The 25137-nt window shown below is 68.7% G+C and carries 30 protein-coding genes; 16 read left to right on the top strand and 14 right to left on the bottom strand.

Going from position 1 to position 25137, the window contains the following annotated elements; translation table 11 throughout:
• The first annotated feature begins 4 nt into the window (after window positions 1-4).
• From JWN21_RS11205 to JWN21_RS11190, 4 genes are all read left to right on the top strand, one after another.
• Window positions 5-580: a TetR/AcrR family transcriptional regulator gene (locus JWN21_RS11205; RefSeq protein ID WP_299649894.1), complete on the top strand. Its 576-nt coding sequence runs from the start codon at window positions 5-7 to the stop codon at window positions 578-580.
• A complete protein-coding gene (locus JWN21_RS11200) occupies window positions 577-1545 on the top strand; it encodes an NADPH:quinone oxidoreductase family protein (protein WP_299649891.1) in 969 nt (322 codons plus the stop codon). Before JWN21_RS11205 ends, JWN21_RS11200 begins: the two co-directional genes overlap by 4 nt.
• A gap of 14 nt (window positions 1546-1559) precedes the next feature.
• Complete coding sequence (locus JWN21_RS11195) at window positions 1560-3182, top strand: choline dehydrogenase (protein ID WP_299649888.1); 1623 nt, start codon at window positions 1560-1562, stop codon at window positions 3180-3182.
• 88 nt (window positions 3183-3270) lie between these two features.
• Entirely contained in the window at window positions 3271-3738 is a 468-nt protein-coding gene (locus JWN21_RS11190; RefSeq protein ID WP_299649885.1) for an aldolase/citrate lyase family protein, read from the top strand.
• 406 nt (window positions 3739-4144) lie between these two features.
• Here the strand turns inward: JWN21_RS11190 and JWN21_RS11185 are convergent, their stop codons facing one another.
• The 3 genes from JWN21_RS11185 to JWN21_RS11175 form a co-directional block, all read right to left on the bottom strand.
• Window positions 4145-4924, bottom strand: coding sequence for an SDR family oxidoreductase (locus JWN21_RS11185; RefSeq protein WP_299649882.1), 780 nt, complete (start codon window positions 4922-4924; stop codon window positions 4145-4147).
• Between the two features lie 115 nt (window positions 4925-5039).
• The gene (locus tag JWN21_RS11180; RefSeq protein WP_299649879.1) at window positions 5040-6221 is read right to left on the bottom strand and encodes a zinc-dependent alcohol dehydrogenase; all 1182 of its coding nucleotides are present in this window, start codon (window positions 6219-6221) and stop codon (window positions 5040-5042) included.
• Entirely contained in the window at window positions 6218-6796 is a 579-nt protein-coding gene (locus tag JWN21_RS11175; RefSeq protein ID WP_299649876.1) for an SRPBCC family protein, read from the bottom strand. The genes JWN21_RS11180 and JWN21_RS11175 overlap by 4 nt, the downstream gene beginning before the upstream one ends.
• A 146-nt stretch (window positions 6797-6942) precedes the next feature.
• Between JWN21_RS11175 and JWN21_RS11170 the strand changes: the two genes are divergently transcribed.
• On the top strand, window positions 6943-7794 hold the full coding sequence (locus JWN21_RS11170) for an SDR family oxidoreductase (RefSeq protein WP_299649874.1): 852 nt from the start codon (window positions 6943-6945) through the stop codon (window positions 7792-7794).
• Window positions 7795-7804: 10 nt separating this feature from the next.
• Window positions 7805-7960, top strand: coding sequence for a hypothetical protein (locus JWN21_RS11165; RefSeq protein WP_299649871.1), 156 nt, complete (start codon window positions 7805-7807; stop codon window positions 7958-7960).
• 43 nt (window positions 7961-8003) lie between these two features.
• Here JWN21_RS11165 and JWN21_RS11160 read toward each other — a convergent pair whose 3' ends face one another.
• Together JWN21_RS11160 and JWN21_RS11155 are read right to left on the bottom strand one after the other, a co-directional pair.
• On the bottom strand, window positions 8004-8429 hold the full coding sequence (locus JWN21_RS11160; protein WP_299649868.1) for a hypothetical protein: 426 nt from the start codon (window positions 8427-8429) through the stop codon (window positions 8004-8006).
• Window positions 8430-8510: 81 nt separating this feature from the next.
• Window positions 8511-8897 carry a hypothetical protein gene (locus JWN21_RS11155; protein ID WP_299649865.1) on the bottom strand — a complete coding sequence of 129 codons (387 nt, stop codon included), beginning with the start codon at window positions 8895-8897 and terminating at the stop codon, window positions 8511-8513.
• A 139-nt stretch (window positions 8898-9036) separates the two neighbouring features.
• Here JWN21_RS11155 and JWN21_RS11150 point away from each other — a divergent pair, with 139 nt between their 5' ends.
• Both JWN21_RS11150 and JWN21_RS11145 read left to right on the top strand, forming a co-directional pair.
• Window positions 9037-9804, top strand: a complete 768-nt coding sequence (locus JWN21_RS11150; protein WP_299649862.1) for an NUDIX hydrolase — start codon at window positions 9037-9039, stop codon at window positions 9802-9804.
• The gene (locus JWN21_RS11145) at window positions 9804-10529 is read left to right on the top strand and encodes an extensin family protein (RefSeq protein WP_299649859.1); all 726 of its coding nucleotides are present in this window, start codon (window positions 9804-9806) and stop codon (window positions 10527-10529) included. The genes JWN21_RS11150 and JWN21_RS11145 overlap by 1 nt, the downstream gene beginning before the upstream one ends.
• A gap of 35 nt (window positions 10530-10564) precedes the next feature.
• On the opposite strand, the gene JWN21_RS11140 is transcribed toward JWN21_RS11145, so the two are convergent.
• The 4 genes from JWN21_RS11140 to JWN21_RS11125 form a co-directional block, all read right to left on the bottom strand.
• The gene (locus tag JWN21_RS11140; protein WP_299649856.1) at window positions 10565-11116 is read right to left on the bottom strand and encodes a hypothetical protein; all 552 of its coding nucleotides are present in this window, start codon (window positions 11114-11116) and stop codon (window positions 10565-10567) included.
• A gap of 401 nt (window positions 11117-11517) precedes the next feature.
• A complete protein-coding gene (locus tag JWN21_RS11135) occupies window positions 11518-11808 on the bottom strand; it encodes a hypothetical protein (RefSeq protein ID WP_299649853.1) in 291 nt (96 codons plus the stop codon).
• 57 nt (window positions 11809-11865) lie between these two features.
• Window positions 11866-12645: a transglutaminase family protein gene (locus JWN21_RS11130; RefSeq protein ID WP_299649851.1), complete on the bottom strand. Its 780-nt coding sequence runs from the start codon at window positions 12643-12645 to the stop codon at window positions 11866-11868.
• 74 nt (window positions 12646-12719) lie between these two features.
• Complete coding sequence (locus JWN21_RS11125) at window positions 12720-13451, bottom strand: Bax inhibitor-1/YccA family protein (protein ID WP_299649849.1); 732 nt, start codon at window positions 13449-13451, stop codon at window positions 12720-12722.
• Between the two features lie 115 nt (window positions 13452-13566).
• Here JWN21_RS11125 and thpR point away from each other — a divergent pair, with 115 nt between their 5' ends.
• Window positions 13567-14115, top strand: coding sequence for an RNA 2',3'-cyclic phosphodiesterase (gene thpR, locus JWN21_RS11120; RefSeq protein ID WP_299649847.1), 549 nt, complete (start codon window positions 13567-13569; stop codon window positions 14113-14115).
• Between the two features lie 17 nt (window positions 14116-14132).
• A complete protein-coding gene (locus JWN21_RS11115; RefSeq protein WP_299649845.1) occupies window positions 14133-14660 on the top strand; it encodes a superoxide dismutase family protein in 528 nt (175 codons plus the stop codon).
• Here JWN21_RS11115 and JWN21_RS11110 read toward each other — a convergent pair.
• The 3 genes from JWN21_RS11110 to JWN21_RS11100 all read right to left on the bottom strand — a co-directional run bounded on the left by JWN21_RS11110 (window position 14657) and on the right by JWN21_RS11100 (window position 18238).
• Window positions 14657-16276 carry an MFS transporter gene (locus JWN21_RS11110; RefSeq protein WP_299649842.1) on the bottom strand — a complete coding sequence of 540 codons (1620 nt, stop codon included), beginning with the start codon at window positions 16274-16276 and terminating at the stop codon, window positions 14657-14659. The genes JWN21_RS11115 and JWN21_RS11110 overlap by 4 nt on opposite strands.
• An 82-nt stretch (window positions 16277-16358) precedes the next feature.
• Window positions 16359-17045 carry a hypothetical protein gene (locus tag JWN21_RS11105; RefSeq protein WP_299649839.1) on the bottom strand — a complete coding sequence of 229 codons (687 nt, stop codon included), beginning with the start codon at window positions 17043-17045 and terminating at the stop codon, window positions 16359-16361.
• Window positions 17018-18238: a TIGR04063 family PEP-CTERM/XrtA system glycosyltransferase gene (locus tag JWN21_RS11100; protein ID WP_299649837.1), complete on the bottom strand. Its 1221-nt coding sequence runs from the start codon at window positions 18236-18238 to the stop codon at window positions 17018-17020. The genes JWN21_RS11105 and JWN21_RS11100 overlap by 28 nt, the downstream gene beginning before the upstream one ends.
• Window positions 18239-18417: 179 nt before the next feature.
• On the opposite strand from JWN21_RS11100, the gene JWN21_RS11095 reads away from it, so the two are divergent.
• The gene (locus JWN21_RS11095) at window positions 18418-19182 is read left to right on the top strand and encodes a hypothetical protein (RefSeq protein WP_299649834.1); all 765 of its coding nucleotides are present in this window, start codon (window positions 18418-18420) and stop codon (window positions 19180-19182) included.
• A 73-nt stretch (window positions 19183-19255) separates the two neighbouring features.
• Here JWN21_RS11095 and JWN21_RS11090 read toward each other — a convergent pair whose 3' ends face one another.
• A complete protein-coding gene (locus JWN21_RS11090) occupies window positions 19256-19537 on the bottom strand; it encodes a hypothetical protein (protein ID WP_299649831.1) in 282 nt (93 codons plus the stop codon).
• A 105-nt stretch (window positions 19538-19642) separates the two neighbouring features.
• On the opposite strand from JWN21_RS11090, the gene JWN21_RS11085 reads away from it, so the two are divergent.
• From JWN21_RS11085 to JWN21_RS11065, 5 genes are read left to right on the top strand one after another with little or no spacing between them, the layout of a single operon-like run.
• The gene (locus JWN21_RS11085; protein WP_299649828.1) at window positions 19643-19771 is read left to right on the top strand and encodes a hypothetical protein; all 129 of its coding nucleotides are present in this window, start codon (window positions 19643-19645) and stop codon (window positions 19769-19771) included.
• Window positions 19764-21110: a putative O-glycosylation ligase, exosortase A system-associated gene (locus JWN21_RS11080; RefSeq protein ID WP_299649825.1), complete on the top strand. Its 1347-nt coding sequence runs from the start codon at window positions 19764-19766 to the stop codon at window positions 21108-21110. Before JWN21_RS11085 ends, JWN21_RS11080 begins: the two co-directional genes overlap by 8 nt.
• Window positions 21107-22165 carry an acyltransferase gene (locus JWN21_RS11075; protein ID WP_299649821.1) on the top strand — a complete coding sequence of 353 codons (1059 nt, stop codon included), beginning with the start codon at window positions 21107-21109 and terminating at the stop codon, window positions 22163-22165. Before JWN21_RS11080 ends, JWN21_RS11075 begins: the two co-directional genes overlap by 4 nt.
• A complete protein-coding gene (locus tag JWN21_RS11070; protein WP_299649818.1) occupies window positions 22137-23165 on the top strand; it encodes a DNA topoisomerase IB in 1029 nt (342 codons plus the stop codon). The genes JWN21_RS11075 and JWN21_RS11070 overlap by 29 nt, the downstream gene beginning before the upstream one ends.
• Window positions 23166-23179: 14 nt before the next feature.
• Complete coding sequence (locus JWN21_RS11065) at window positions 23180-24412, top strand: mechanosensitive ion channel family protein (RefSeq protein ID WP_299649815.1); 1233 nt, start codon at window positions 23180-23182, stop codon at window positions 24410-24412.
• Here the strand turns inward: JWN21_RS11065 and JWN21_RS11060 are convergent.
• Window positions 24409-25137 (bottom strand): aldehyde dehydrogenase family protein (locus tag JWN21_RS11060; protein WP_299649812.1); only part of this gene is annotated, 729 nt, incomplete at its 5' end. The two genes, JWN21_RS11065 and JWN21_RS11060, sit on opposite strands and share 4 nt — an antisense overlap.

Here is a 25137-nt window from a genome sequence, read left to right as displayed (position 1 = left end):
CGTTATGGCCTTCACCCTGTCAAGCATCGCCGGTTCGGCCAGGTCGCCCGACCTTAGCCCGGGCGACTGGCTGGAGGCGGGGCAGACGCTACTGCGGCGTGGTGGCCTGCGGGCGCTCAAGCTGCGGCCACTCGCGGACGAGCTGCGCGTGTCGACGGGCAGCTTCTACCACCACTTCGTGGATTTCGATGCCTATCAGGGTCGCCTCGCCGAGCATTTTGCGGAAGCGCAGGTCGGCGATCTGGTGGCGGCGATCCGCAAGGCGGAGGCCGATCCGGTCGGTCGCATCCGGCTGCTGGCGCAGACCGTGCGGCGGCGCGGGCTGTCGCGGCTGTCGATCGCGATGCGCGCCTGGGCGGAAAGCGACGCGCGCGCCAAGGCGGCGGTAGAGCGGCACGACGAGATCGTGCTGGGCTTCCTGACCGATTGCGTCGAGGCGAGCGGGTTCCCCCGCCACGATGCCGCGGTAAGGGCATACGCGCTGATGATGCTGGGCCTGGGCAAGGTGCACGCACCGCACCTTCACATGCCGACCTTGATGGAGGAGCTGATCGGCATCCTCGCGCGGCCCGCCCATTGAAGGCGTTGCTCGTATCGACGCTGAGCGACGACCTGTCGGGCGTGGCGCTCGCGGATGCGCCGGAACCGATGCGCGCGCCGGGGCAGCTGCTCGTGCGGGTTCGTGCCGCATCGCTGAACTACCCCGACCTGCTGATGACGCGCGGGAGCTATCAGCTGAAGCCGGCGCTTCCCTTCACCCTCGGCATGGAAATGGCGGGCGAGGTGATCGAGGCGGACGCGGACAGCGGGTTCGCAGCCAGTGATCGCGTGGTGGCGGGCACGCGGCTGGGCAGCTTCGCGGAGCTCGTGGTGGTGGACGCCACGACAGCGCGACACGTGCCGGAGTCGCTCTCGTTCGCACAGGCAGCGGCGGTCGGCGCGGCGTACCTGACTGCCTATGTAGCGCTGGTGGCGCTGGGTCGCATGCAGACCCGCGAGTGGGTGCTGGTCCACGGCGCCACCGGCGGCGTCGGGCTCGCGGCGGTCGATTTGGCGCACGCGTTGGGCGCGCAGGTGATCGCGACGTCGCGATCGGCAGACAAGCTCGCGATCGTCGCGCGCGAATACCCGGTTGCCGCCACCCTGCCCGCTGCCGGCTTTCGCGAGGCGGTGAAGGACCTGACCGCTGGCGGCGCGGACCTGGTGTTCGACCCGGTCGGCGGCGACGTGTTCGACGAGTCCACCCGCTGCATCGCCTGGGGTGGGCGGCTGCTGGTGGTGGGCTTCACCTCCGGCCGGATCGCCAGCGTGCCGACCAACATCCCGCTCATCAAAGGCTTCGCCGTGATCGGCGCCCGCGCGGGCGAATATGGCCGCCGCGACCCCGTCGCCGGGCGAGCCGCCGCCGATGCGGTCTGGGCGCTCGCCGCCGAAGGTCGCATCCGGCCGAGGGTACACGCCACCTACAAGCTTGCCGACTGGCGTGCGGCGTTCGACACGATGGCCGCAGCCACGCACATCGGCAAACTGATCATCGAGCCCTGAAGGAGCTTAGCCCCATGGACGCTTACGACTATATCATCATCGGCGGCGGCTCGGCCGGATGCACCCTGGCGGCGCGACTGTCGGAGGATCCGGCCGCGCGCGTGCTCCTGCTGGAGGCGGGCGGGCGCAACGATAGCATGCTGGTGCGGATGCCCGCCGGCGTCGGCGAGCTGATCAAGCAGAAGAGCGCGCAGAACTGGGGCTTCTGGACCGAGGCCGAGCCGAACCTCGACGACCGCAAGCTGTGGTGGCCGCGCGGCAAGGGGCTGGGCGGAAGCTCCGCGATCAACGGCATGATCTACGCGCGCGGCCACCCGCTCGATTATGACGAGTGGCGGCAGCGCGGGCTGACCGGCTGGGGCTGGGACGACGTGCTGCCCTATTTCCGCAAGCTGGAGCGGCATCACCGGGCCGACGGCGAATGGCATGGGAGCGACGGTCCGCTGCATGTCTCGGCCGGCGAGAGCGACAGCCCGTTCTTCTCCGCCCTGATCGAGGCGGGAAAACAGGCGGGCTACCCGACCACCGACAATTTCAACGGGGCCGAGCCGGAAGGGTTCGGCCCCTATGATCTCACCATTTCCGACGGCAAGCGGTGGAGCGCGGCCGCCGCCTACCTCGGGCAAGCGCAGGAACGCGCCAACCTGGACGTCGTCACCGACGCCCGCACCACCCGCATCCGCGTCGAGAACGGCCGCGCGACGGGAGTCGATTACGTCGTCGGCAAACGGCGCCGGCCGCAGAGCGCCACGTCGACACGCGAGGTGATGTTGTGTGCGGGCGCGGTGCAGAGCCCGCACATCCTGCAGCTGTCCGGCATCGGCGATCCCGAGCGGCTACGCTCAGCGGGCGTGGAGGTCGTGCACGCGCTGCCCGGCGTGGGCGAGAACCTGCAGGACCATCTCGACATCATCATGAACTGGCGCAGCAAGGACTTGCTGAGCGTCTTCGCGGTGACGCGTGGGCTGCGCCAGCTGACCGTCGGCCTGCGTTACCTGCTGCGCGGCAGCGGGCCGGGGCGACAGAATTTCCTGGAGGCCGGCGCGTTCATCCCCTCGCGCGAAGGTCTGTCGCGGCCCGACATCCAGATCCACGGCGTGCTCGCGATCATGCGCGATCACGGCAAGGTGAAGGCGACGGAGGACGGCTTCTCGCTGCACCTGTGCCAGCTGCGCCCGGAGAGCCGCGGGCGTATCGGGCTGCACTCGGCCGATCCCTTCGCCGACCCGAAGATCGAGGCGAACTACCTCGCGACGCCGGAGGACCGGCGCGTTCTGCGCGAGTCGGTGCGGATCGGGCGGCGCGTCGTCGCCCAGGCGGCGCTGACGCCCTATCGCGGCGACGAACTGGCGCCCGGTCCGGAGGTCGTCAGCGACGAACAGATCGACGCCTGGGTGCGCGCGACGTCCGAGACGATCTATCACCCGGTCGGCACCTGCAAGATGGGCACCGCCGACGATGCGCTCGCGGTCGTCGACGCCGAGTTGCGCGTGCGGGGACTGGCGGGCCTGCGGGTGGTGGACGCCTCGGTGATGCCGGCACTGGTCAGCGGCAACACCAACGCGCCGACGATCATGATCGCGGAGAAGGCAGCGGACATGATCCGTGCTGCCGGCCGGCTACGAGCGGCCGCATAGCCGCTACACGCCGACTGGACCGATCGGTTACACCTTGCCGCCGGGCCTCTCCCATCGCGGCATGGGCGGCAGTGGAGAACGACATGCAATGACCTTGTTGATCGGATTGGCACTTGCAGCAGGCGCGGCCACCCAGGAACGGCCGGCGATCCATCCGATGGTCGAGGACCTCGCCCGATGCCGGTCGGCGACCGCCGATTCAGCGCGGCTCGCATGTCTGGACCTGGCGGCCGGCAGCCTGGTCGCCACCACCCGCAGCAACAAGGTCGTCGTCACCAGGGAGGTGAAGCGCACGCGCCAGTCGCTGTCAGACTCGTCGGTTAACGAGAACGATGTCTTTTCCGGGCGCGCCGCCCGCGCCGAACGGATCGAACAACTCCGGATCGCATTGTCGGCGATGGTGGAGACCTGCGCGGGTGTGCTGGCGCTGGCCGACATCGCGCGCGCCGCCGACGCGAACGGGCTGACCGCGCTGGTAGCGGGGACCAACGACCTGGCCCAGGACATGCGGTGCCGCCCCGACGCCGCGCCGACCCCGTTCCTGCCGGCACTGTAGCGGATCGCGATGCTGGGGTTCGCCGGCAAGTCGCTGATTCACCCGGAGCAGATCGCCGCGGCGAACGCCGCGTTCGCGCGCCGACGCCCGAGGAGTTGGCCTGGGCGCGAAAGCTAGTCGCTGCCTTGCCGATCCCGCCCTCGCAATCGGAGCGCGATCAGGCTGAAAGGGGCAATGGTCGAACGACTGCATCTGGGTGGAGGCGGAGCGGATGCTGGGCGGCGGGCGAGTTGAAGCCCTCTCACGCCTTCGCGGGAGAGGAGCGAGACTTGGTGACTGCACTTGCAGGCACCTAGTCGCAGCGGTGAGGGTCTTCTTCTAGCCGCTCGAAGAAGACGACCCTCACCTTCCGCAGGCTACGCCTGTTCCCTCCCCTCCCGCAAATGCGGGAGAGGGCTTAGCAGACTCACTCCTCCGCCGTGCCCGGCTCGGCCATGCCGCGATGCCGTTGCGCCAGCACCGCGTTGGGCGTCACGTTCGCGATCGCCGACTGCAGCTTGTTCCTCCAGCCCGAAACCACATAGGCCTTGCCGGCATTGAGGGCGTCCCAGCCGTTCTTGGCGGTCACGGCAGGATCCTCCTTGTTCGGGTCGGTTCCGACGGAGGTGTCCATCATGTCGCCGCGCTCGAAGAACTCGGTCTCCGTCGGCCCAGGCATCAAGTTGGTCAGCGTGACGCCGTCGGAATCCTTGATCTCGTTCTGGATCGCCGCGACGAAGCTGTCCACGAACGCCTTGGTGCCATTGTACACCGCCTGGAACGAGCCGGGGATGTAGCCGGCGATAGAACCGGTGACGAGCAGCTTGCCCGCATTGCGCGCGACCATCTGCTTCAGCACCTTCTGCATGAGGTACACGGTGCCGGTCACATTGGTGTCGATCACGTGCCGCCACTCGGCCGGCTCCTGATCCAGGAACGCGCGCCCCAGCCCGTGGCCGGCATTGGCGCAGAGCAGGTCGATCTGCCGCCCGCCCGCCGCCTCGAGCAGCCGGTCGACGCCGTCGAAGGTCGACAGGTCCACCTCCAGCGTCTCGACCTTGCCACCAGACGCGAGCCCGGCGGCGGCATCGACAAACGACGTGTCGGCGACGACTAGCAGGTCGTAACCGTCGGCCTGTGCCAGCTTGGCGAGCTCCAGCCCGATACCGGACGACGCACCGGTCACGATCGCGAATTTGTTGGGCATGACGATCTTCTTTCTTGCTCCCCTCCCGCTCGCGGGAGGGGCTGGGGGGGCTTGTCGAGAAGTCAGCCGAGGAGGGGACATCCCACCCAACCCCTCCCGAAAGCGGGAGGGGAAACTACGCGGCCATGCCGGGCTTCAGGACGATCTTGGTGTATTCATTCTGCCGGTCGTGGAACATCTTGTAGCCCTTGGGCCCGTCATCGAGCGGCATGCGGTGCGAGATCAGGAACTCGGTGTCGATCTTGTCTTCCATGATCGCGTTGAGCAGCGCCGGCATGTAATGCTGGACATGGGTTTGCCCGGTCTTGAGCGTCAGCCCCTTTTCCATGAACGCGCCGAGCGGGAACTTGTCGACAAGGCCCCCATAGACCGCCGGCATCGACACGCGCCCACCCTTGCGACAGGCGATGATCGCCTGACGGATGGCGTGGATGCGATCGGTCGCCAGGAACGCCGAGACCTTGATCTGATCGACGATGTTGTCGACGAACATGCCGTGCGCCTCCAGGCCGACGCAGTCGATCACCGCGTCCGGGCCGATGCCGCCGGTCATCTCCATCAGCGCGTCATAGACGGCCGTCTCCTCGAAGTTGACCGTCTCCGCGCCGAAGCGCTTCGCCAGTTCGAGGCGCTTGGGAAAGTGATCGATGGCGATCACGCGCTCGGCACCCATCAGGAACGCCGACTGCACCGCGAACAGCCCGACGGGCCCGCAGCCCCAGACCGCCACCGTATCGCCCGGCTCGATCTGGGCATATTCCGCCGCCTGCCAGCCGGTGGGCAGAATGTCGGACAGAAACAGCACCTTGTCGTCGGACACGCCGTCGGGGATAACGATCGGGCCGACGTCGCTGAACGGCACGCGGACATATTCCGCCTGCCCGCCCGCATAGCCGCCGGTCATGTGGCTGTACCCGAACAGCGCGCCCGACGGATGACCATAGACGGTCTGGGCGATGTCCTGATTGTCGGCGGGATTGCCGTTGTCGCACGCGGAATACTGGTGCTTGCCGCAGTGATAGCAGCTGCCGCACGAGATGGTGAAGGGCACCACCACGCGCTGGCCCTTCTTGAGCGTCGATTTCGGACCGACCTCGACCACCTCGCCCATGAACTCATGGCCAAGGATATCGCCGGACTGCATCGTCGGGATGTAGTGGTCGTAGAGATGAAGGTCCGAACCGCAGATCGCGGTCGATGTCACCTTGATGATCGCATCGCGCGGATTGACGATACCGGGATCGGGATGCGTGTCCATGCGGACGTCGTGCTTGCCGTGCCAGGTGAGCGCCTTCACAGCCCCATCTCCTCGAATTCGCGGGCGTTCTTGGCGGGGGTGGCGATCTCGCCGGTTTCCATCAGCTGCTTGAAGCGGCGGAGGTCGCGGCGCGCCTGGATCGCGGGTTCGCGCTGGAACAGCTTGGCGATCAGCTTGCCGACGACGCCGACGGGGGGATCGTAGACCAGGTTGAGCGTCACCACCGTGCCGCGCGCGCCGGCGGGCTTGAACTCGATGCGGCCCGCATTCTCGACGTCCGCGCCGGGCTGCGACGCCCACGCGATGTACTGCCCGTCAGCCTCGTCGGTGACCCGGGCGTCCCACTCCACCGTCTCGCCGGCAGGCGCCTTGACCACCCAGTGCGACGTCTTGTCGTCGCGGACGTCGATCGAGACGACGTTCTCCATGAAGTGCGGCAGGTTGGCGAAGTCGCGGAAGTACGCGAACAGCTCAGGCGCCGGCTTGTTGATGGTGACCGACTTGGCGATCACCGTGCCGCCCGCATCGCCCAGCGCGGCACCGGCGGCGGTGGTCACGGCAGAGCGTTTCGAACTCGACGGCGGCGCCTCGTCGGCGGCTGGAGCGTCAGCCATGCGTGCATTCTCCCGAGTGTACTGTGCGCCGTTAACCGTGCGTGACCCGTCGCGGTTCCGCATATTCCGGCGGGATTGACGCAGGTTAGCCGGGAACCCGGACGGCTGGTGACGCGCTTGGCACCAGCACGATCAACGGAGCGAACATGAGCGGGAAGGACGCCGAGATTCACGAGGACGGGCTGCCGGGTCACGAGAGCCGGCTGCATCCAGCGCCCGAATGGCGGCCGCGCTATCCGGGCTCGGGGCGGCTCACCGGCAAGGTTGCGCTCGTCACCGGTGCCGATAGCGGGATCGGCCGCGCGGTCGCGGTGCTGTTCGCACGCGAAGGCGCCGACGTCGCGATCCTGTACCTGTGCGAACATGATGACGCGGCGGAGACGGCGCAGGCGGTACGCGACGAGGGTCGGCGCGCGGTGACGATCGCCGGCGATGTCGGCGACAAGTCGTTCTGCGAGCGCGCGGTGGCGCAGGTGGTGAACGAGCTGGGCGGTCTGCACGTGCTGGTCAACAATGCCGGCGAGCAGCACCCCGATCAGGACATCGTCGACATCACCGAGGAACAGCTGCGGCGCACGTTCCAGACCAACATCTTCGGCATGTTCTTCATGGTTCAGGCCGCGCGCCCGCATCTGTCGGAGGGTGCCGCGGTCATCAACTGCACCAGCGTCACCATGTACCAGGGCGCGTCCGAGCTGCTCGACTATTCGTCAACCAAGGGCGCGATCACCGCGTTCACGCGGTCGCTCTCCGAAAACCTGATCAAGGACAAGATCCGCGTCAACGCGGTCGCGCCGGGACCGATATGGACGCCGCTCAATCCAAGCGGGGGTGCGAGCAAGAAGAAGCTCGCAACGTTCGGGCAGGACACGCCCATGGGGCGACCGGGCCAGCCCAACGAGGTCGCGCCCGCATTCCTGTTCCTCGCATGCGAGGACGCGAGCTACATGAGCGGACAGGTGCTGCACCCCAATGGCGGCACGATCGTGAATGGATAGGAGAAGGCGCATGACCGACGAGCCCATCAAGCCGACCACCGAGACCGAGCAACCGAACCTGTCGACCGAGCATCAGCAAGACGGCGACGCGCGGCGGCCGAGCGACACCCTCGACAAAGGGCAGCCCAACCAGGAGACGATCGCGCGCAAGTCGTCGCTGACCTGAGCAGAGCCCCGGGATCGGAAACACCGATCCCGGGGCGATCACCCTACCGGCAGCGCACGTTACGGTTGTTGCGCTCCGCCGCCGAACCCGCTGCGGCGCCTGCGGCCGCACCGAGCAGCACGCCCAGGATTTCCGAACGGCCCGACGTCAGCGCCGCGCCCAGCGCGCCACCGGCGATGCCGCCGATCACCAGCCCGGTCGTGCCGTCCGGGCGACGACAATAATACCGCCCGTCCTGACCGACATAGACGCGGTCGTTGCTCGACAGCTGACGCTCGCGATAGCGGCGGTTCTCGACATAATAACGGTCGGCATAATAGCCGTTATAGGTCGGATCGGGCCGGTCATAGTCATAGCCGCTATAGCTCGCATAGCGCGGGTCCGCACCGTCCGCATAGGTGGTGCAGGCACCCAGCATGGTCGCGGCCGCGGCCAGACCGAGAATGGGACCGATGGTGGCGATACGCATGATACTTCTCCCGTTGAGGCACCGGTAACGGCTCGCCGTCCATTTAGGTTGCACTCGCCAGGAGAGGCCGCGCCCTCCCCGTCAGACGCTGTCGCCGCGATCGGCGACCAGGCTCGGCGACGGGCCGGTAGCGGGGCGCAGCGCCTCGCGTTCCGCAGGCGTCATCGGGGCGTCCATGTCGGGGCGGAACGCCGCCGGCGCGCGGGTGTCGGGGCTAAGACCGCTGCCGCCGGCAAGATCGGGAGCGGCGTGGCCCTCCGCTCCCGTCGGTGCAGGGGCGTGGCCCGTCGGGCCGTTCGCCGCCGAGGCATGGTCGGCGGGTGCCTTCGTGGCCGTTCTGGATACGTCTTCATCGCGGTTCGACGCACTGTCGACCGCCTTGGGCCTGCCGCGCGCGGCGGCGACGAACGCTACCAGTGCAGCGATGGCCGCGCCTCCAAGCCCCAACGTGGCTGCTTTCCTGTTCATTCCGTCATCCCTTTCGTCGTCGGACCGGAAAACGGCCCTCCGCCCCGCCGGGTTCCGCGCCGCTCCGGCAATCACCGGAGGCTCCAACACGATATCTGCCTCGCCTAGCCAAGGTTGTGGCAGTGCCTACATAGCGGTCATGCCCGATCAGCCCATTCCCGCCGCGACGGTGGTCATCCTTCGCGACACGCCCACGGGTCCTCCCGAGATCCTGATGGTAGAGCGCGCCAAGGCGATGGTGTTCGCGGGCGGGGCGCTGGTCTTCCCCGGCGGCCGGGTCGACCCCGGTGATCGCGAGCTGGCAGCGTCGCTTGCTGGCGAGGGGCTGGGCGGCGACCGCGAGGATATGGCGGGGCGCGTCGCCGCGATCCGAGAGACCATCGAAGAAGCCGGCCTGGCGATCGGCCTCTTCCCGCTGCCGGGTCCGGCCGCGCTGGCGTCGCTGCGCGCGGCGCTGCATGCCGGCACGTCGTTCAGGGAAGCGCTCGCCGCGACCGGCACCACGCTCGACCTCGACCAGCTCACCCCCTTCGCTCGCTGGCTGCCCGCGCACGCGCACATGCGCATCTTCGACACGCAATTCTACCTTGCACGCCTGCCCGCCGACGCGCCGGCCGCGAGCGTCGACGACACGGAGAATGTCCGCCTGCTCTGGGCCACCGCCGCGCAGGTCCTGACCGACGCCGACGCGGGCCGCGTGACGATCATCTATCCGACGCGTCGCAACCTGGAGCGCCTCGCCCAGTTCGCGAACTTCGACGAGGCGGCTGCCCAGGCGAACGCCATCCCGGTCCGCACGATCACGCCATTCGTGGAGCAACGCGATGGCCAGGCGCATCTGTGTATCCCTGACGGGCTCGGCTATCCGGTGACCAGCGAGGCGATGAACAGCGCCACGCGCGGCTGATGAAGCGCGCGCGTGGCTTGGTCAGGTGGCTGACGGTCGCGATGGTGCTGGTCCTGGCGGCAGCTTTGCTCTGGATGGTCGTGCGTGGTCGGCCGCAGGATCTGCCCTGGACGCCGCTCGATCTGGGCGAACAGCCGGGGATGTTCACCGGCCGCAAGCTGGCCGCCTTGGGCGACGACCCCGCAGCGTGCCGTGCGCTGCTGACCCGCGCCGGCGTTCGCTTCGAACCCCTCACCGCGCGCCGCGACGGGCCGTCCTGCGGCTACACGGCCGCAGTGCGGCTGAGAACCGACGGCGCGCGCCGGATCGCGCTGGACCCGCGCGAACCGGTGCAGGCCTGCCCCGTCGCCGCCGCGCTGGCGATGTGGGAATGGACGGTCGTGCAACCCGCCGCGCGAAAATATCTCGGCACGGCGGTCACGCGCGTCGAGCATCTGGGCACCTACAATTGCCGCCGCATCGCTGGCCGGGAAAGCTGGAGCGAGCACGCCACCGGCAATGCGATCGACATCGCCGGCTTCCGCTTCGCCGACGGGCGTCGCCTGACCATATTGGCGGATTGGCGGGGCGATGGCCCCGAAGCGACATTCCTGCGTCAGGTCAGGACCGGTGCCTGCGACCTCTACGCCACCGTGCTTTCCCCCGACTACAACGCCGCGCACCGTGACCACCTCCACCTCGATCAGGCCGACCGTGGCGCAATGGGTTGGCGGGCGTGCCGTTAGCCCATCCCTCTCCCGCAAGCGGGAGAGGGACTAGCTCAAGCCGGCAAAGCCCCGCTCGCATCCACCTTCTCCACCCAATAGGGGTAAAAGGCCGGTTGCCGGTTCGACCAGCCCGACGCCGTCGCGGCCGCCTCGCTGATCGATTGCAGCAGCTTGCGCCGCAGTTCGGGATGAAGATGCGGCAGGGCCGCCGCGGCGCAGAACGCAGCGGGCAGCCACGGGCGAACCCCGGCCCCGATCAGCCGCTCGTACAGGAAGCGATAGCTGGCGAAGCTGGTCAGCCGGCCCTGCCCGAGGTCGAAGGCGCTCAGCGTGATCAGCGGCGCCAGGAACGGCTCGACACTGTCCAGGCCGCTGTCGTCCGGCACGATCTCGCGCAGTTCGGGAAGCATGCGATACAGGCGCGCCTGCGCGCGGATGCTGGCGGCCTCGACTACATCGCGAGACCAGCGGCTCATGGCATCCTCGCGGTCGAGCCCGATGTCGAGCGCGCGGCGGACATAGCGTTGGGTCGCGGCGCCGAAGCCTGCGAACTCCTTCATCTCGGCCAGCGTCATCACGCCTTCGGCCTGCTTCACTCTTGCCATCTTGCCACCCCGCCCACGAGATTGCCGGAACCGGATGATCATGCGCCAGGATGGTTAACAAATCCCTGAACGCCTGCGTCAGCCGGCGTTTACCAAGGCATCATGAAAACCGCCGCGCCGCAACGACGGATGCGGCGATAGGAGTCGACGGCGAAGGTTATGTGGCAAGCTGAGGCTTTTGAGTCACAAACGTACATACGGGGAGCGCCTCCCCGGCGGAAGCCGGGGCCCAGTCGGCCGGGCCGGCGGCAAAGCGCGATCACTGATCGGCGGACGCGCGACCCGCGCGGCGGACTGGACCCCGGCGTCCCGGGGAAGGAGCAATGGCGGGCTCAATGCTAGACCCCCAAGTCCTTCCCCGGCTTCCGCCGGAGAAGGACTTGGGGTCGTCGTCCAGAAGTTCAGTTCAGTCCCTGCAGCTTCGCCTCGGCTTCTTCGTCGAAACCCGACGATGCGGCGGGGCCGGTATTATGTACCGGCTGCGTCGAGGAAGGCGGATCGCTGGCGTCCATCGACTCGTCCAGCGCGATGTCGAGCCGCGCTTCCTTGCTCTCGGGATCGCGCTCCAGCCGCGCGATCATGGAGGCGTCCTGCCCGGCATCCTGACGCGGGTCGCGCTCCTGATTGCTGGCGCTTGGCGCGTTCGCCGCGTCGGAGAGGGTGTCGAGCGGCTTGTCGGCGGTGTCTGGCATGATCTCGCTCCTGAATGGATCGTCAGAATACCCAACGAGCAAGGCGTGTGCCCGTTCCTACGCCAGCCGCACTACCCGCACCGTCTGCCGCAGCAGCGTCGCGCGGCCGAACACGGTCATGAACGCAATGTCGACCGCGTCGCGCCCGACCGCAACGCGCGCGATCTCGTCGGCGCACGCCATGCCGGTCGCGTCGACCAGGTGCCATGTCCCGTCCAGCCACAGCTCGGCGACGGCGTGGAAGTCGGGCGGATCGACGCCGGGCGCATAGGCCGCGACGCAGCGCGCCGGGATGCCGCCCGCCCGCGCCAGGGTCACCAGCAGGTGCGCATAGTCGCGGCACACGCCCGCGCGGGTGGCGAACGTGTCGAGCGCGGTCGTGTCGGACGTCGTACCCTCGCAGCTATACTCGATCTCGTGAGCGACCCAGTCGGCCAGCGCCGCCGCCAGGTCGCCGCCCTCTAGTCCGTCGAACGAGCGCCGCACGAAGCCGTCGAAGCGATCGACCGGACAATAACGGCTCGGCAGCAGATAGGCGGTCAGTTCGGTCGGCACTAGCCGCGGCGGCGTCGCGGCCAGCCCCGCCAGCGTCACCGGCGGCCGGTCCACCGTCACCGTCGCGCGATATCGCGCCTCCAGCCGGTCCTTCGCCTCGACCCAGCAGCGCTGCCCGATGCCCTCCTCGCCCCGCTCGGCCCTGATCGGCTGGTCCGACCAGACGATCAGCTCCTCCGCCTCGACCCGCTGGTCGGGCAGCGCCGCGACCTCGATCTGCAACAGCACGTCCGCTGGTTCGGGCACGGCATAGTCGAGCTCTACTTCGATCCCGAGCCGCATAATCCCTCCCTGAAAAGAAGAAGGCCCGGCGAGTCTCCCCGCCGGGCCTTCCGTCACGATCGTGAATGCGAGGGTTAGTCGCGGTTGCCCAGGAACGAGAGCAGGAACTGGAACATGTTCACGAAGTCGAGGTACAGCGACAGCGCGCCCATGATGACCGTCTTGCCCATCATGTCGGTGCCCGCGACATGCGCGTACATCTCCTTGATGCGCTGCGTGTCATAGGCGGTGAGGCCGGCGAACAGCAGCACGCCGATCCCGCTGATCGCCAGGTTCAGCGCCGGCGACTGGAAGAAGATGTTCAGCAGCGAGGCGACGATCAGCCCGACCACGCCCATGATCAGGAACGTGCCAAAGCCCGACAGGTCCTTCTTGGTCGTGTAGCCGTACAGGCTCAGCGACAGGAACGCGGCGGCGGTCGCGAAGAAGGTGATCGCGATCGACGGACCGGTATAGACCAGGAAGATGGTCGACATCGACAGGCCCATGACGGTGGCGAACGCCCAGAACAGCAGCTTCGCCGTGCCTTCGGACAGCTTGTTGATGCCAAAGCTCAGCACCATCACGAACGCCAGCGGCGACAGGACGATCAGCCACTTGAGCGGCGTCTGGAACACGATGGCGGCATAGCCGGAGGCGGCGAAGACGAGTGCGACGATACCCGTCAGCAGCACGCCCGATGCCATGTAGTTGTAGACGGACAGCATGTAGGACCGCAGACCCGCGTCGTACGACGCCGAGCGGGTGCCGGCCAGCGACGCCGCGAACGGCGCGGCGTTTGCGCGAGGGTCAGACCAGTTGGCCATTCGAAACTCCTTTGCCCGACATGAAAGCGCGTCGGATGTTCTGCGATATCGGCTTGTTCGGGGCTTGTTTCAAGCGCCGCTTGCATGTGCGGGGGGCAGCCTCAAAATGCGGTGAATGCCCGTCCGCCTGTTTATCGCGCTACGCCCGCCTGCCAATGTCCGCGAACAGTTGCTGGACCTGATGGAGGGCGTGCCCGGCGCCCGCTGGCAGGACGACGAGCAGCTCCACCTGACGCTGCGCTTCATCGGCGAGGTGGATGAGTCGGTCGGCGAGGACGTGGCGGCCGCACTCGGGCAGGTACACGCGCCCGCGCCGACTTTGCGGCTGTCGGGTACGGGCGCCTTCAACAAGGGCAGCCGATCCGGCGCGCTATGGGCCGGCGTCACTCCTCATGATGCCTTGCACGCATTGCATCGCAAGGTCGACCACGCCTGCGTCCGCGCGGGGCTGCGCCCCGAGCGACGTGCCTTCCTGCCGCACGTCACGCTCGCGCGGCTGTCCGGCGCCGCGATGCGCGATCCTGCGGTCGACCAATGGCTGGCGACCACCGCCGGCCTCGCCGGCCCGGCGTTCACGCTGCCACATATGATCCTGTTACAAAGCCATCTCGGTCGCGAGGGTGCATCATATGAGCCGGTCGTGCGTTGGCCGCTCGAACCTTGAATACCGGAGATCGTTCCATGCGCCTGTCCCTGCTGCTGCTCGTCCCTGTCGTATTGGCTGCCTGCAACAAGGCCGAGCCGATGACCGGCGCCGTCCTGCCCGGCGGCCGCATCGCCACGGCGCAGCTTCTCACCGCCAGCGGCGCGCCCGCCGGTCGTGCGGTGGCGACCGAAGTCGCAGGCGGCGTGCGCGTCACGCTCGACGTTCGCAACGTGCCCGCCGGCACGCACGGCGCGCATGTCCATACCGTCGGCCGCTGCGACGCGCCCGGCTTCGAGAGCGCCGGCCCGCACTGGAACCCGGCCGCCAGCAAGCACGGCACGATGAACCCGCAGGGGCCGCACGCTGGCGACCTGCCCAACCTGCTGGTCGGCAACGACGGCCGCGGCACGCTGGGCGTGACGCTGGCGGGCGCGACGCTGGGTGGCATGCTCGATGGGGACGGCGGGGCCGTGGTCGTCCACGCCACCGCCGACGACCTCATGACCGATCCGTCGGGCAACAGCGGCGGGCGCATCGCCTGCGGGGTGTTCGCGCCCGCCTAGATCGGCTCGCCCGCCGCCCGCGCGCGCTCGACCACCGAGCGCGCGGCCAGCGGCACCAGACGGTAGGCCGCCGCCAGCAGCGCCAGGCCGATCGGCACGATCAGCAGCACCGACTTGACGCCGGTCGCCAGACTGCCCGTCGTCGCCGACACATAGCCGGCCAGATATGGCCCGAGCGCCAGCCCGACCAGCGTGGTGGCGAGGAAGAAGGTCGCCGTCGCCGCCCCGCGCATGCGTGGCAGCACCAGATCCTGCGTGGTCGCCGCCGCCGCGCCCAGCGCGGAACTGGCCAGCATGTTGGCGAGGCTCGCCAGGATGACGAAGTGGATGAAGTCGTTGTCCCCCGGCGCGGACACCGTGGAAAAGGCCAGCCAGATCGGCAGTGTCGGCGCGATCAGCCCGAACACCACGACCAGGATGCGTCCCCCGCCGTTGCGACGCAGCAGCGCGTCGCTCATCCGGCCGCCCATGATCACGCCCAGGAATCCGCCCAGCGCGCCGAAGCCGCCGACCCACGCGCCTGTCACCACCGCCGACGCGCCCAGCACGTCCTGCGCGAACACGGGGGCGAACGCGGTCGAGGCATAGGACAGGAACGACACGCAGCCATAGCCCAGGATCGTGCACAGGAACGCCGGCGACCCCCAGATCAGCGCAAAGGTCGGCCGATCGCGCACCCGCAGCGAGGTCACCCACGAGAAGATCGCGTAATAGCCGAACGCGATGCACGTCCATTGCAGCGTGCTGCCCGCGAACCGGTCGAGCGAACCGCCGGTCAGCAGGATCAGCCCCACCGCCGCTGCCGTCAACAGACCGCCCGCCAGCAGGTTTACCGCCAGCGCGCTCATGCCACGGCGCGCGGCGGTGACGAGCGTGAAGGGCGGAATGACCGCGAACAGCTCGGTCCCGAAGTCGCGGAACGGATGCTCGGCCGGCGGCGTGCGCAGCCCGTCGATCAGGCCGCGGATCGGCTCGCGCAGCGTCGATACCCACAATGCCAGCAACAGCCCCGGGAGGCCCACGGCCAGGAACGCCGCCTGCCACCCGGCCAGCCCCAGCGGGCCGCCGCCCGGATAGGCGTTGTTCCAGGCCTGCACCACGCCGCCGCCGATCATCAGCGACACGCCGCCGCCGACGTACAGCCCCGACGAATAGATCGCGAGCGCGGTGCCGCGCTTGCCCTTGGGGAACAGGTCGGAGATCAGCGAATAGGCCGACGGGCTGGCGGTCGCCTCGCCGATGCCGACGCCCATCCGTGCGACGCCCAGCGTCACGCCGCTACGCGCGAACCCCGATGCCGCCGTCATCGCGGACCACAGTCCCAGTCCGATCGTCAGCAGCCTGATCCGGCTCCAGCTGTCTGCCAGCCGCCCCAGCGGAATGCCGAAGAGCGCATAGAAGACCGCGAACGCGGTGCCGTACAGAAAGCCAATATCCGCGTCGTTCAGCCCCAGATCGCGCTTGATATCGGGCGCCAGGATGGTGATGATCTGCCGGTCGACGAAATTCAGCACATAGACGAGCACCAGCACGCCCAGCACATACCAGGCATAGGGCGACGCCGGCGTTTCACCGGCGTCGGGCGCGGGCTCCGGCGCGGTCGTGGTGTCGGTCATGCGTCCTCCGGCTTTTGCCGGGGTGCTAACAGCAGAAGCGGCCGGGATGAAGCGGTTTAGCGACGGTTACCCCGCACCCGTTTCATCCCCGCGCCACGCGCCGCTGCGCGCCCTGCTCCAGCCGGCGCAGCAGCGCATCGATGCTCGGCGGTTCGTCGGATGGCGGCGGGGCGGGCCGCGCAGGAATGGCGAGCGCGAAGGTCTCCATCCGCTCTCCGGGTGCAAGCGCGGGTGCCAGCGGCTTTACCGCTTCCGACGGCGTCATCGGCACGGGCAGCACCGCCGCCGGATCGAACGCCGCGAGCGGCATGTCCAGATCGGCGGGCAGGTCCTGCTGAACCGGTGCGACCGCCACCGGCGGCGGCGGCGCGGGCAGTTCGGTCGCCGACAGCGGCCAGCGCGGCGGCGCGTCGGGGTGCGCATCGGCGCGCCGCACCGTCGGGGTCTGCCTGCGCGCCGAACCGGAAGTCTTCTTGGCGGCGAGCGGGCCGCCCGGTCCCATCAGCAGATACAGCGCCGCCCAGGTCACCGCCGCGAACGCGACTCCGCCGACCAGCGCCAGCACCGCGCGTGCCGTCGCGCCCAACGGCGGTTCGGCGACCGTCAGCACCGCCGCGATGGCGCTGCCGGTCACGGCATCCTCCAGCCACGCGGTCGGCAATGCGATCGCACCAAGCGCGAACAACCCACCCGCCAGGCCCGCGCCAATGAAGGGCGCTTGCCGGATCAGGTCGGACTTTGTCAGGCGGGGGCGGATTGGCTCAACCATGGGGTACTCGCTCGCGCGGCCTCGACCAGCCGCTGGTAAACAGGCTCGTAACGGCCAATGTTTGACGCCCAGTTACGCTCGGCTTCGACAAATGCGCGAGCCCGGGCCCGCCGCGCGTCCCAACCGGAGCGATCCGCGAACAGCCCCGCCAGCGCGCGAGCGATCGCGGGAGGGTCGTCGGGCGCGAACAGCGTGCCCGTGTGTCCGTCCCGGATCAGCTCGCGATGACCGCCGACATCGGATGCCGCCACCAGCTTGCCCTGCGCCATCGCTTCCAGAGGCTTCAGCGGGGTCACCAGATCGGTCAGCCGCATCGCCTTGCGCGGGTAGGCGAGCACGTCGATCAGCCCATAATAGCGCTCCACCTCCGTATGCGGCACGCGCCCGACGAACCGGATGCGATCGGCCACCGGCGATGCCGCCGCCTGGACGCGCAAGGCATCCTCCGCCGGCCCGCCACCGACCAGCAACAGCGTCGCGCGCGGCCGCGCCGCCACCAGCGCCGGCATCGCCGCGAGCAGGTCGTCCAGCCCCTCATAGGGATAGAAGCTGCCGATAAAGCCGACCACATCGGCCCCATCCAGCCCCAGCTCGGCCGCCAGTGCCGCGTCGCGCGGCGGCGGCGCGCCAAACAGCGTCAGGTCGACGCCGTTGGGCGACACCGTGACCTTGCCCGGCGACACGCCGCGCGCGATCAGGTCACCGCGCAAGCCGTCGCAGATCACCGCCACCGCATCCGCGCGGCCGACCGCCCAGCGCTCCAGCGCGCGGGTGGCGCGGTAGCGCAAAGATCCCTCGCGCCCCGTGCCGTTGCCGACGGCCGCATCCTCCCAGAACGCGCGGATCTCGTAGACCAGCGGCAGCCCTCGTCGCCGCGCCACCGGCAGTGCCGCCAGCGCGTCCAGCACCGGAGAATGCGCGTGCAGCACATCCGGCCGGAACATGTCGACCGCCGCCGCGATGCTCCGCGCAAATGCCGCCAGGCCGCGCAGCTCGCCGCCGGGCGCCGGCGTCCGGAAAAAGCGCAGGCCGTCCACCGCTTCCCAGCCGCTCGCCGCCGTCTTCTGGCGCGGTCCGGTCACCCCTGCGACCTCGTAGCCCCGCGCGATCTGCGCCTTCAGGATCGCGCGCGTGCGAAAGGTATAGCCGCTCTGCAGCGGCAGCGCATGGTCGAGGACGTGCAGGATTCGCATGGCGCCGCTGTGCCATGACGACCGTTAAGAGCCGGTCACCACCATAATCCCGATTAACGCACATCGGCCGTGAACATTCGCGCGGGGTGGCGAGTTAGGGCGGCACCGAGACAGGATTGTTGGCGGCTGCCAGTCGCCGGCGGCTCCATCGGCCCTGTAGAGTAAATGGAGAGAATCACATGAGCATCGACGATCCCAACCGCGGCCCCCTCGATCGTACCGCCAACGCCCTGCGCGGCCACGACGATCCCAACCGTGGCCCTCTTGATCGCGCCGCGAACGCGATGACCGGTCATGACGATCCCAACCGTGGGCCGCTCGACCGCGCAGCCAATGCGATCACCGGTGGCACCGGCGGCATCGCCGCCGCGACCGGTTCGAGCAGCAGCAGCAGCAGCAGCTACGGCTCCACGTCGGGTTCGACCGGCGGCGTCGCTTCCGCGCTGTTCGACAGCCATGAAGAGGCACAACGCGCGGTCGCCGAACTGCGCCAGTCGGGCGTCAACGACAGTGCGCTGTCGATCATCGCGCAAAAGGGTCGCACGATGACCACCCGCGATGTCGACGGTGAAGTCACCGACGAAGAGCACACCAACCTGCTGCGCGGCATCCTGGGCGGCGGAGCGCTCGGCGCCGGTCTCGGCGTCGCGGCGCTCGCCATTCCCGGCGTCGGCCCGCTCGCCGCACTCGGTGCGATCGCGGCCTCCGCGGTGCCCGAAGCCATGGCGATCGGCGCGGCGGTCGGCGCCACTGCCGGCACGTTCAACGAAGTGCTGCTCAAGCACGGCGTGGACGAGGACGACGCCAAATATTATGGCGCAGGCATGAAGAACGGTGGCGTGCTCGTGACGGCCAATGTCGGCGGTTCCGAAGCCCAGCGCGTCCGCGACATCCTGTATCGCAACGGCGGCCATTCCGCCTCGCGCGCCAGGGTCTCGGCCTAACCTGGATCGGGCCGGGGTTCAGCGAGCCCCGGCCCACCTTCAGCTCTGTATTTCGAGACTATCACCGCCACGTTCAGGGTTGAGGAACGGACTCGTTCTGATCGTTCCGGGCAGCGATGAAGTCCGCAGGCTCGCGACAGTTCAGCCCGTTGTCGCACCCGACCTCCCGGGCGCCAAGGGTCACGATCCTGCCCGGCTGCGGCGGCGATGGCGGCTCGGCGGCAGCCCGGACCCAGAACGCACGCAACTGCTCGAGGCCGGATGACATCGCCGATCGCGCGCAGGCCGCACCTGCCCAACCAACGATAGCCAGCAACAGCGCAAGGGCATTGGCACGGCCGGAAAGCCTCGACATCGCCCCACCATGACAGGGAACAGCCGCAGCGACAGGCCGCCGCGGGGTCCTTAACGCGCCCGCAACCCCGCCCCGCTAAGCGGCGACGATGCGGAGCGCGGGCCAGTGATCGACAATTTCGCGCTCGCCGTGTCGCACGGCCTGATCCTGCTCGCCGCCTGGCTGCTCGCGCGACGCGACGATCTCGACACCGAGCCGCCACCCCCCGACGCCGGACGTCCGCCGCGTGCGTGACCTCGCCTTTCTCGCCTTTCTGCTGGCCCTGTTCGGACTTGGCTTGCGTCGGCCGTTCCTGCTGGTGCTCGTCTATGTCTATATCGACATCGTCGCGCCGCAGCGGCTGACCTATTATCTGCTCAACGCGCTGCAGATCTCGCTGGTCGCGGTGGCGCTGGCGGTCGGCGGCTGGCTGATCGCAGACGCAAAGCGTGACGTCCGTGTGGCGCCGCGCCAGATCATGATCGCCCTGCTGCTGGTCTATTGCGGCCTCACCACGATGGCCGCCGATTTCCCGCTGGAGGCGCGCGACAAGTGGGACTGGGTGTGGAAGGCGCTCGCCTTTGCCGCGTTCCTGCCGCTGACGCTCCGCACCAGGCTGCGCATCGAGGCGCTGCTGCTGGTCATGGTGCTGTCCGCCTCGTCAATCATCATCGTCGGCGGCATCAAGACGCTGGCGTCGGGCGGTGGCTATGGCCAGCTCAACCTGATGGTCGACAACAACTCCGGCCTCTACGAAGGCTCGACCATCTCCACCGTCGCGATCGCGATCATCCCGCTGATCGCCTGGCTGGCGCGTCATCAGACCGTGTTTCCGGCGGACTGGCGCGTGAAGGGTTTTGCAATCGCGCTCGGTTTCGCCTGTCTGCTGATCCCGGTCGGCACCTCGACGCGCACCGGGCTCGTCTGCATCGCCCTGCTGGCGCTGCTGTCGCTGCGGCTAGTGAAGCGCAGGCTGCTATACCTGTCGGCGCTGGCGGCGCTGGCGCTCGTCGCGGTGCCGTTCCTGCCCGCCACCTTTACCGCGCGGATGAGCACGATCGGCAGCTACCAGGCCGACGAGTCCGCCTCCACCCGCGTCGCGGTGTGGAAATGGACGTGGGAGTTCGCCCAGCACAACCCGCTGGGCGGCGGGTTCGACGCCTACCGGCAGAACCGCATCGTCTACGACCTGAAGGACAAGGGCGCGACCGGCGACCAGCCCAAACTCGCCTCCGATCAGGGCCGCGCCTATCATTCCGCCTATTTCGAAATGCTGGGCGAACAGGGCTGGCCAGGGCTTGGCCTGTGGCTGCTCATCATGGTCGGCGGCCTGCTGCGCATGGAGGTGTTGCGCCGTCGCTATCGTACCGGCGAACAGGCGTGGGCGGGCAGCCTCGCGGCCGCGCTGCAATCGGCGCAGCTCGTCTATCTGCTCGGCGCCGCGTTCATCGCGATCGCGTTCCAGCCCTTCATCTACATGCTGATCGGCGCGCAGATCGGCCTCGACACCTATCTCGCCCGCCGCCGCGCCGAAGCTGTGCCGCGTGGCTTCGCGCGCCCCGCGCAGCCGGCGGCGCGGCATCTCACCGCATGACCGAGCTGCGCCAGTTGACCGGCGCGCGCGGGCTCGCCGCCTGGCTGGTGGTCTTCTACCATCTGCGTCAGTCGATCCCCGGCCTCCCCGCGCCGATCGAGGCGGTGCTGGCCAAGGGCTACCTCGCGGTCGACTTCTTCTTCCTGCTGTCGGGCTTCGTGATCTGGCTCGCCTGGCACGATCGCGTCGCGGGCGAGACCCGGCGCTTCTGGCAAAAGCGCATCGCGCGCATCTGGCCGCTGCACCTGACGATGCTCGCGCTCGCGATCGCGCTGGCGATGGCGATGGAGCTGCGCGGCACACCCGACCCCGCTTTCCCGTGGCGCGAGCTGCCGCTCCACCTGCTCCTCCTCCAGCAATGGGGCACGACGACCGCGCTGCACTGGAATGATCCCGCCTGGTCGATCAGCGCGGAATGGGCGGCGTATCTCCTCTTTCCGCTGCTGATCCGCTGCGTCGACTGGCGGCGCTGGTCGACGCCCGCGCTGATCGCCGCGGCGGCGGTGGTGCTCACGGTGCTGCCGCTCGTGATGGGCTGGGGCTCGCTCGGCCAGGGCATCCCGCGGTTCGGGCTGCTGCGGTGCCTGGTCGAGTTCACCACCGGTACGATCCTGGCGGCACTGTATCAGCGCGGTGGCAGCGTCCGCCTGCCCGCCGCGATCGGCGCGACGCTGCTCGCCGCCGCGGTGCTGGGCGCAGCGGAAACGCTGGTGATCCCAGCCGCCTTCGCCGCGCTGTTGCTGGCGCTCGCCCGCGCCAAGGCGCGCCCGCTGGCAAGCCGGCCGCTGCACTGGCTCGGCGAGATCAGCTACGCCACCTACCTGTCGCACTTCCTGCTCTGGAAGCTGGTGAAACTCCTCCTCCCCGCGGGTCCTGCCCCGACCGCGGCGATCGTCGGCTATGTGCTGCTGGTGCTCGCCGCCTCGCACTTGCTCTACCGGTATCTTGAGTTACCCGCACAAGCGTGGCTCAACGCACGGGCCTTGCCCCGCGGGAACGATCGCCCCGGCCAGTCATTGCCCGCCCATGGCCCTCAAGATCGTCTACTCCGATGACTCAAAGCCCGGCATCACCCGCAGACGCGTCCGCAACGGCTGGGCCTATTTCGACTCCGCCGGCGAGCGCATCGTCGACCGCGACGAGATCGACCGGCTGAACGCGATCGGTCTGCCGCCCGCCTATCGCGACGCCTGGTTCAACCCCCGGCCGCACGGTCACATCCAGGCGGTCGGCTGGGACGAAAAGGGGCGCAAGCAGTATCGCTACCATCCCGGCTATCGCGAACAGCAGGAAGCCGCGAAGTACGAAAAGACCGCCGAATTCGGCCGCGTCCTGCCCAAGCTCCGCAAGCGCGTCGCGGAGGATCTCGCGCGCCGGGCGCTCGACAAGGCGCGCGCGGTCGCCGCCGTCGTCCGCCTGCTCGACATCGGCCACATTCGCGTCGGCAACGAGGATTACGTCAAGCAGAACGAGAGCTACGGGGCCACCACGCTGCGCACCGAGCATGGCGAGGTGAAGGGCAACACGCTGAGGCTTCAGTTCAAGGCCAAGTCCGGCAAGATGTGCGACAAGAAGGTCACCGACCGTGGTCTCGCCCGCTTCGTCAAGGCGTGCGAGGATCTGGACGAGCAGCATCTTTTCGCCTGGGTGGACGATGCCGGCGAGGCGCACCCCGTCACCTCGTCCGACGTCAATCTCTACATCAAGACCGCGACCGGCGGCGACTTCACCGCCAAGAACTTCCGCACCTGGGGCGCAAGCCTGATCGCCTTCGAGGCGCTGATCGGCGCTGACAAGGACGTCACGCTCAAGCAATTGCTGGAGCCGGTGACGCAGAAGCTCGGCAACACGCCCGCGATCGCGCGCAAATCCTATGTCCACCCCGACCTGATCGACCTCGTCAAACAGGATCAGGCTGTGTTCAGGCGCGCGCTGCGACTGCCCCGCGCCGCCGGCCAGCTCACCCGCGAGGAACGCGGGCTGATCGCCTTTCTGGAACGCGACGTCGTTCCGAAGGCGAAGGCCGAGGCGAGAGAGGCCGCCGCCGCGGCGTAACACGAAGCGAGTTGATGACGACGACCAACACAGCCGCGATCGCGGCCGCCGAAAAGAAGCCGATCTTCAGCGCCGCCGACGTCGCCAGCCAGTTCGAACAGTTCCTGGCGAGCAGCGCGGCGTGGATCACGTCGCACTGGCTGCAGATCCTGATCGCGACCGGCATCGCCACCGCGATCGTGTTCGCGCTGCACGGCCTGCGTCGCTGGGCGCGGCGGCTGTGCGATCGCAACCCCGGCTCGATCGACTGGCGCGTGGTGATCGGCCGGGCGATCATCCGGACCAACAACTTCTTCATCGTCATGCTGGCCGCGAAGCTGGTCGGCGACACCTTCGCCTTCGCCGCGCCGCCGAAGGAGGTGGCGACGACCATCAACTTCCTGTGGACGATCGCGGCCGCGTTCCAGGTCGCGATCTGGGTGCGCGAGCTGATCCTGGGCGCGGTCGAGCACCGCACCAGCGCGGACACCTATCACGGCGAGGCGCTGACGTCGGCGATGGGGCTGATCCGCCTGCTCGTCACCTTCGCGCTGTTCGCGATCGCGCTGATCGTCGTGCTCGATAACCTGGGCGTCAACGTCACCGGGCTGGTCGCTGGGCTGGGCGTCGGCGGTATCGCCATCGGCCTGGCGGCGAAGGGCATCTTCGACGATCTGTTCGCCGCGCTTGCGATCATCTTCGACAAGCCGTTCCGGCGCGGCGACACGATCAGCTACGACCAGACGACCGGCACGGTCGAGGAGATCGGCCTGAAGTCCACCCGCATCCGCTCCGCGACCGGCGAGGAGCGGATCATCGCCAACAAGCAGCTGCTCGACAAGGAGATCCAGAACATCACGCGGCGCAACTATCGTCGCGTCAAGTTCGTGCTCGGCGTGGTGCAGTGGACGCCGGTCGACAAGATGCAGCGCCTGCCGGAGATGATGAAGGAAGTGGTGGAAGCCGAAGGCAAGACCTTCGTCCGGGCCGGCTTCATGCAGTTCGGCGCGTCGTCCTACGACTTCGACGTCGAGTTCGACTCGCCCGAGGCCGCGTTCCAGCCCTTCTTCGACGCCCGCCACCAGGTCGGCCTCGCCATCATCCGGCGGCTGAACGACGAGGGCATCGCGCTCGCCTATCCCACGCAGACCGAGTTCAGCGCGCCTGACGAGGCCGTGCAGGCGAGCGCGTGGCCGTCGCCGCATCGGGCGGGAACGACGAGCCCGGCCGCCACGCCGGCGCCGCGCCGACCGGGCGAAGGGGACTAGATCCCGCCCTCCTCCAGGCTCAGCAACGTCGCATTGCCCCCTGCGCTCGTGGTGTCCGTCGACACATGCCGCTCGACGCAGAACCGTTGCAGATAGTGCGGTCCCCCCGCCTTTGGCCCCGTGCCGGATAGACCCTCGCCCCCGAACGGCTGCGAACCCACCACCGCGCCGATCATCGACCGGTTGACGTACAGGTTGCCGACCTGCGCCTCCGCCTCCGCAATCTCGGCGGCGCGCGCGATACGGCTGTGCAGCCCCATGGTCAGGCCATAGCCCTTGGCGTTGACCCGCGCGATCGTCTCGCTCAGCTGCCCTGCCGGCCACGTCGCGACGTGCAGCAGCGGGCCGAACCATTCGCGGTCCAGATCCTCGATACGATCCAGTCGGATCAAGGTCGGCGGCACGAACAGGCCTTCCGCCGGCGCGTCCAGCGTCTTCAGCCACTGCCCGCGTACCCGCTCGCGATGACCCATGAGATGATCGTACGCAGCCCGATCGATTACCGGCCCGACATCGGTCGCCGGATCGCCCGGAGCGCCGATCACCAGCGTGTCCATCGCGCCGGCGAGCATGCCGAGCACCGTGTCCGCAACCTCCTCCTGCACCAGCAGCAGCCGCAGCGCCGAGCAGCGCTGCCCCGCCGAGCGGAACGCCGACGCGATCACGTCCGCCACCACCTGTTCGGGCAAGGCGGTGGAGTCGACGATCATCGCGTTGATGCCGCC

This window comes from Sphingomonas bacterium, from assembly GCF_028292945.1.
In the GTDB taxonomy this organism is placed as follows: Bacteria; Pseudomonadota; Alphaproteobacteria; order Sphingomonadales; family Sphingomonadaceae; genus Sphingomonas.
This window is presented reverse-complemented; position numbering and strand designations above follow the sequence as displayed.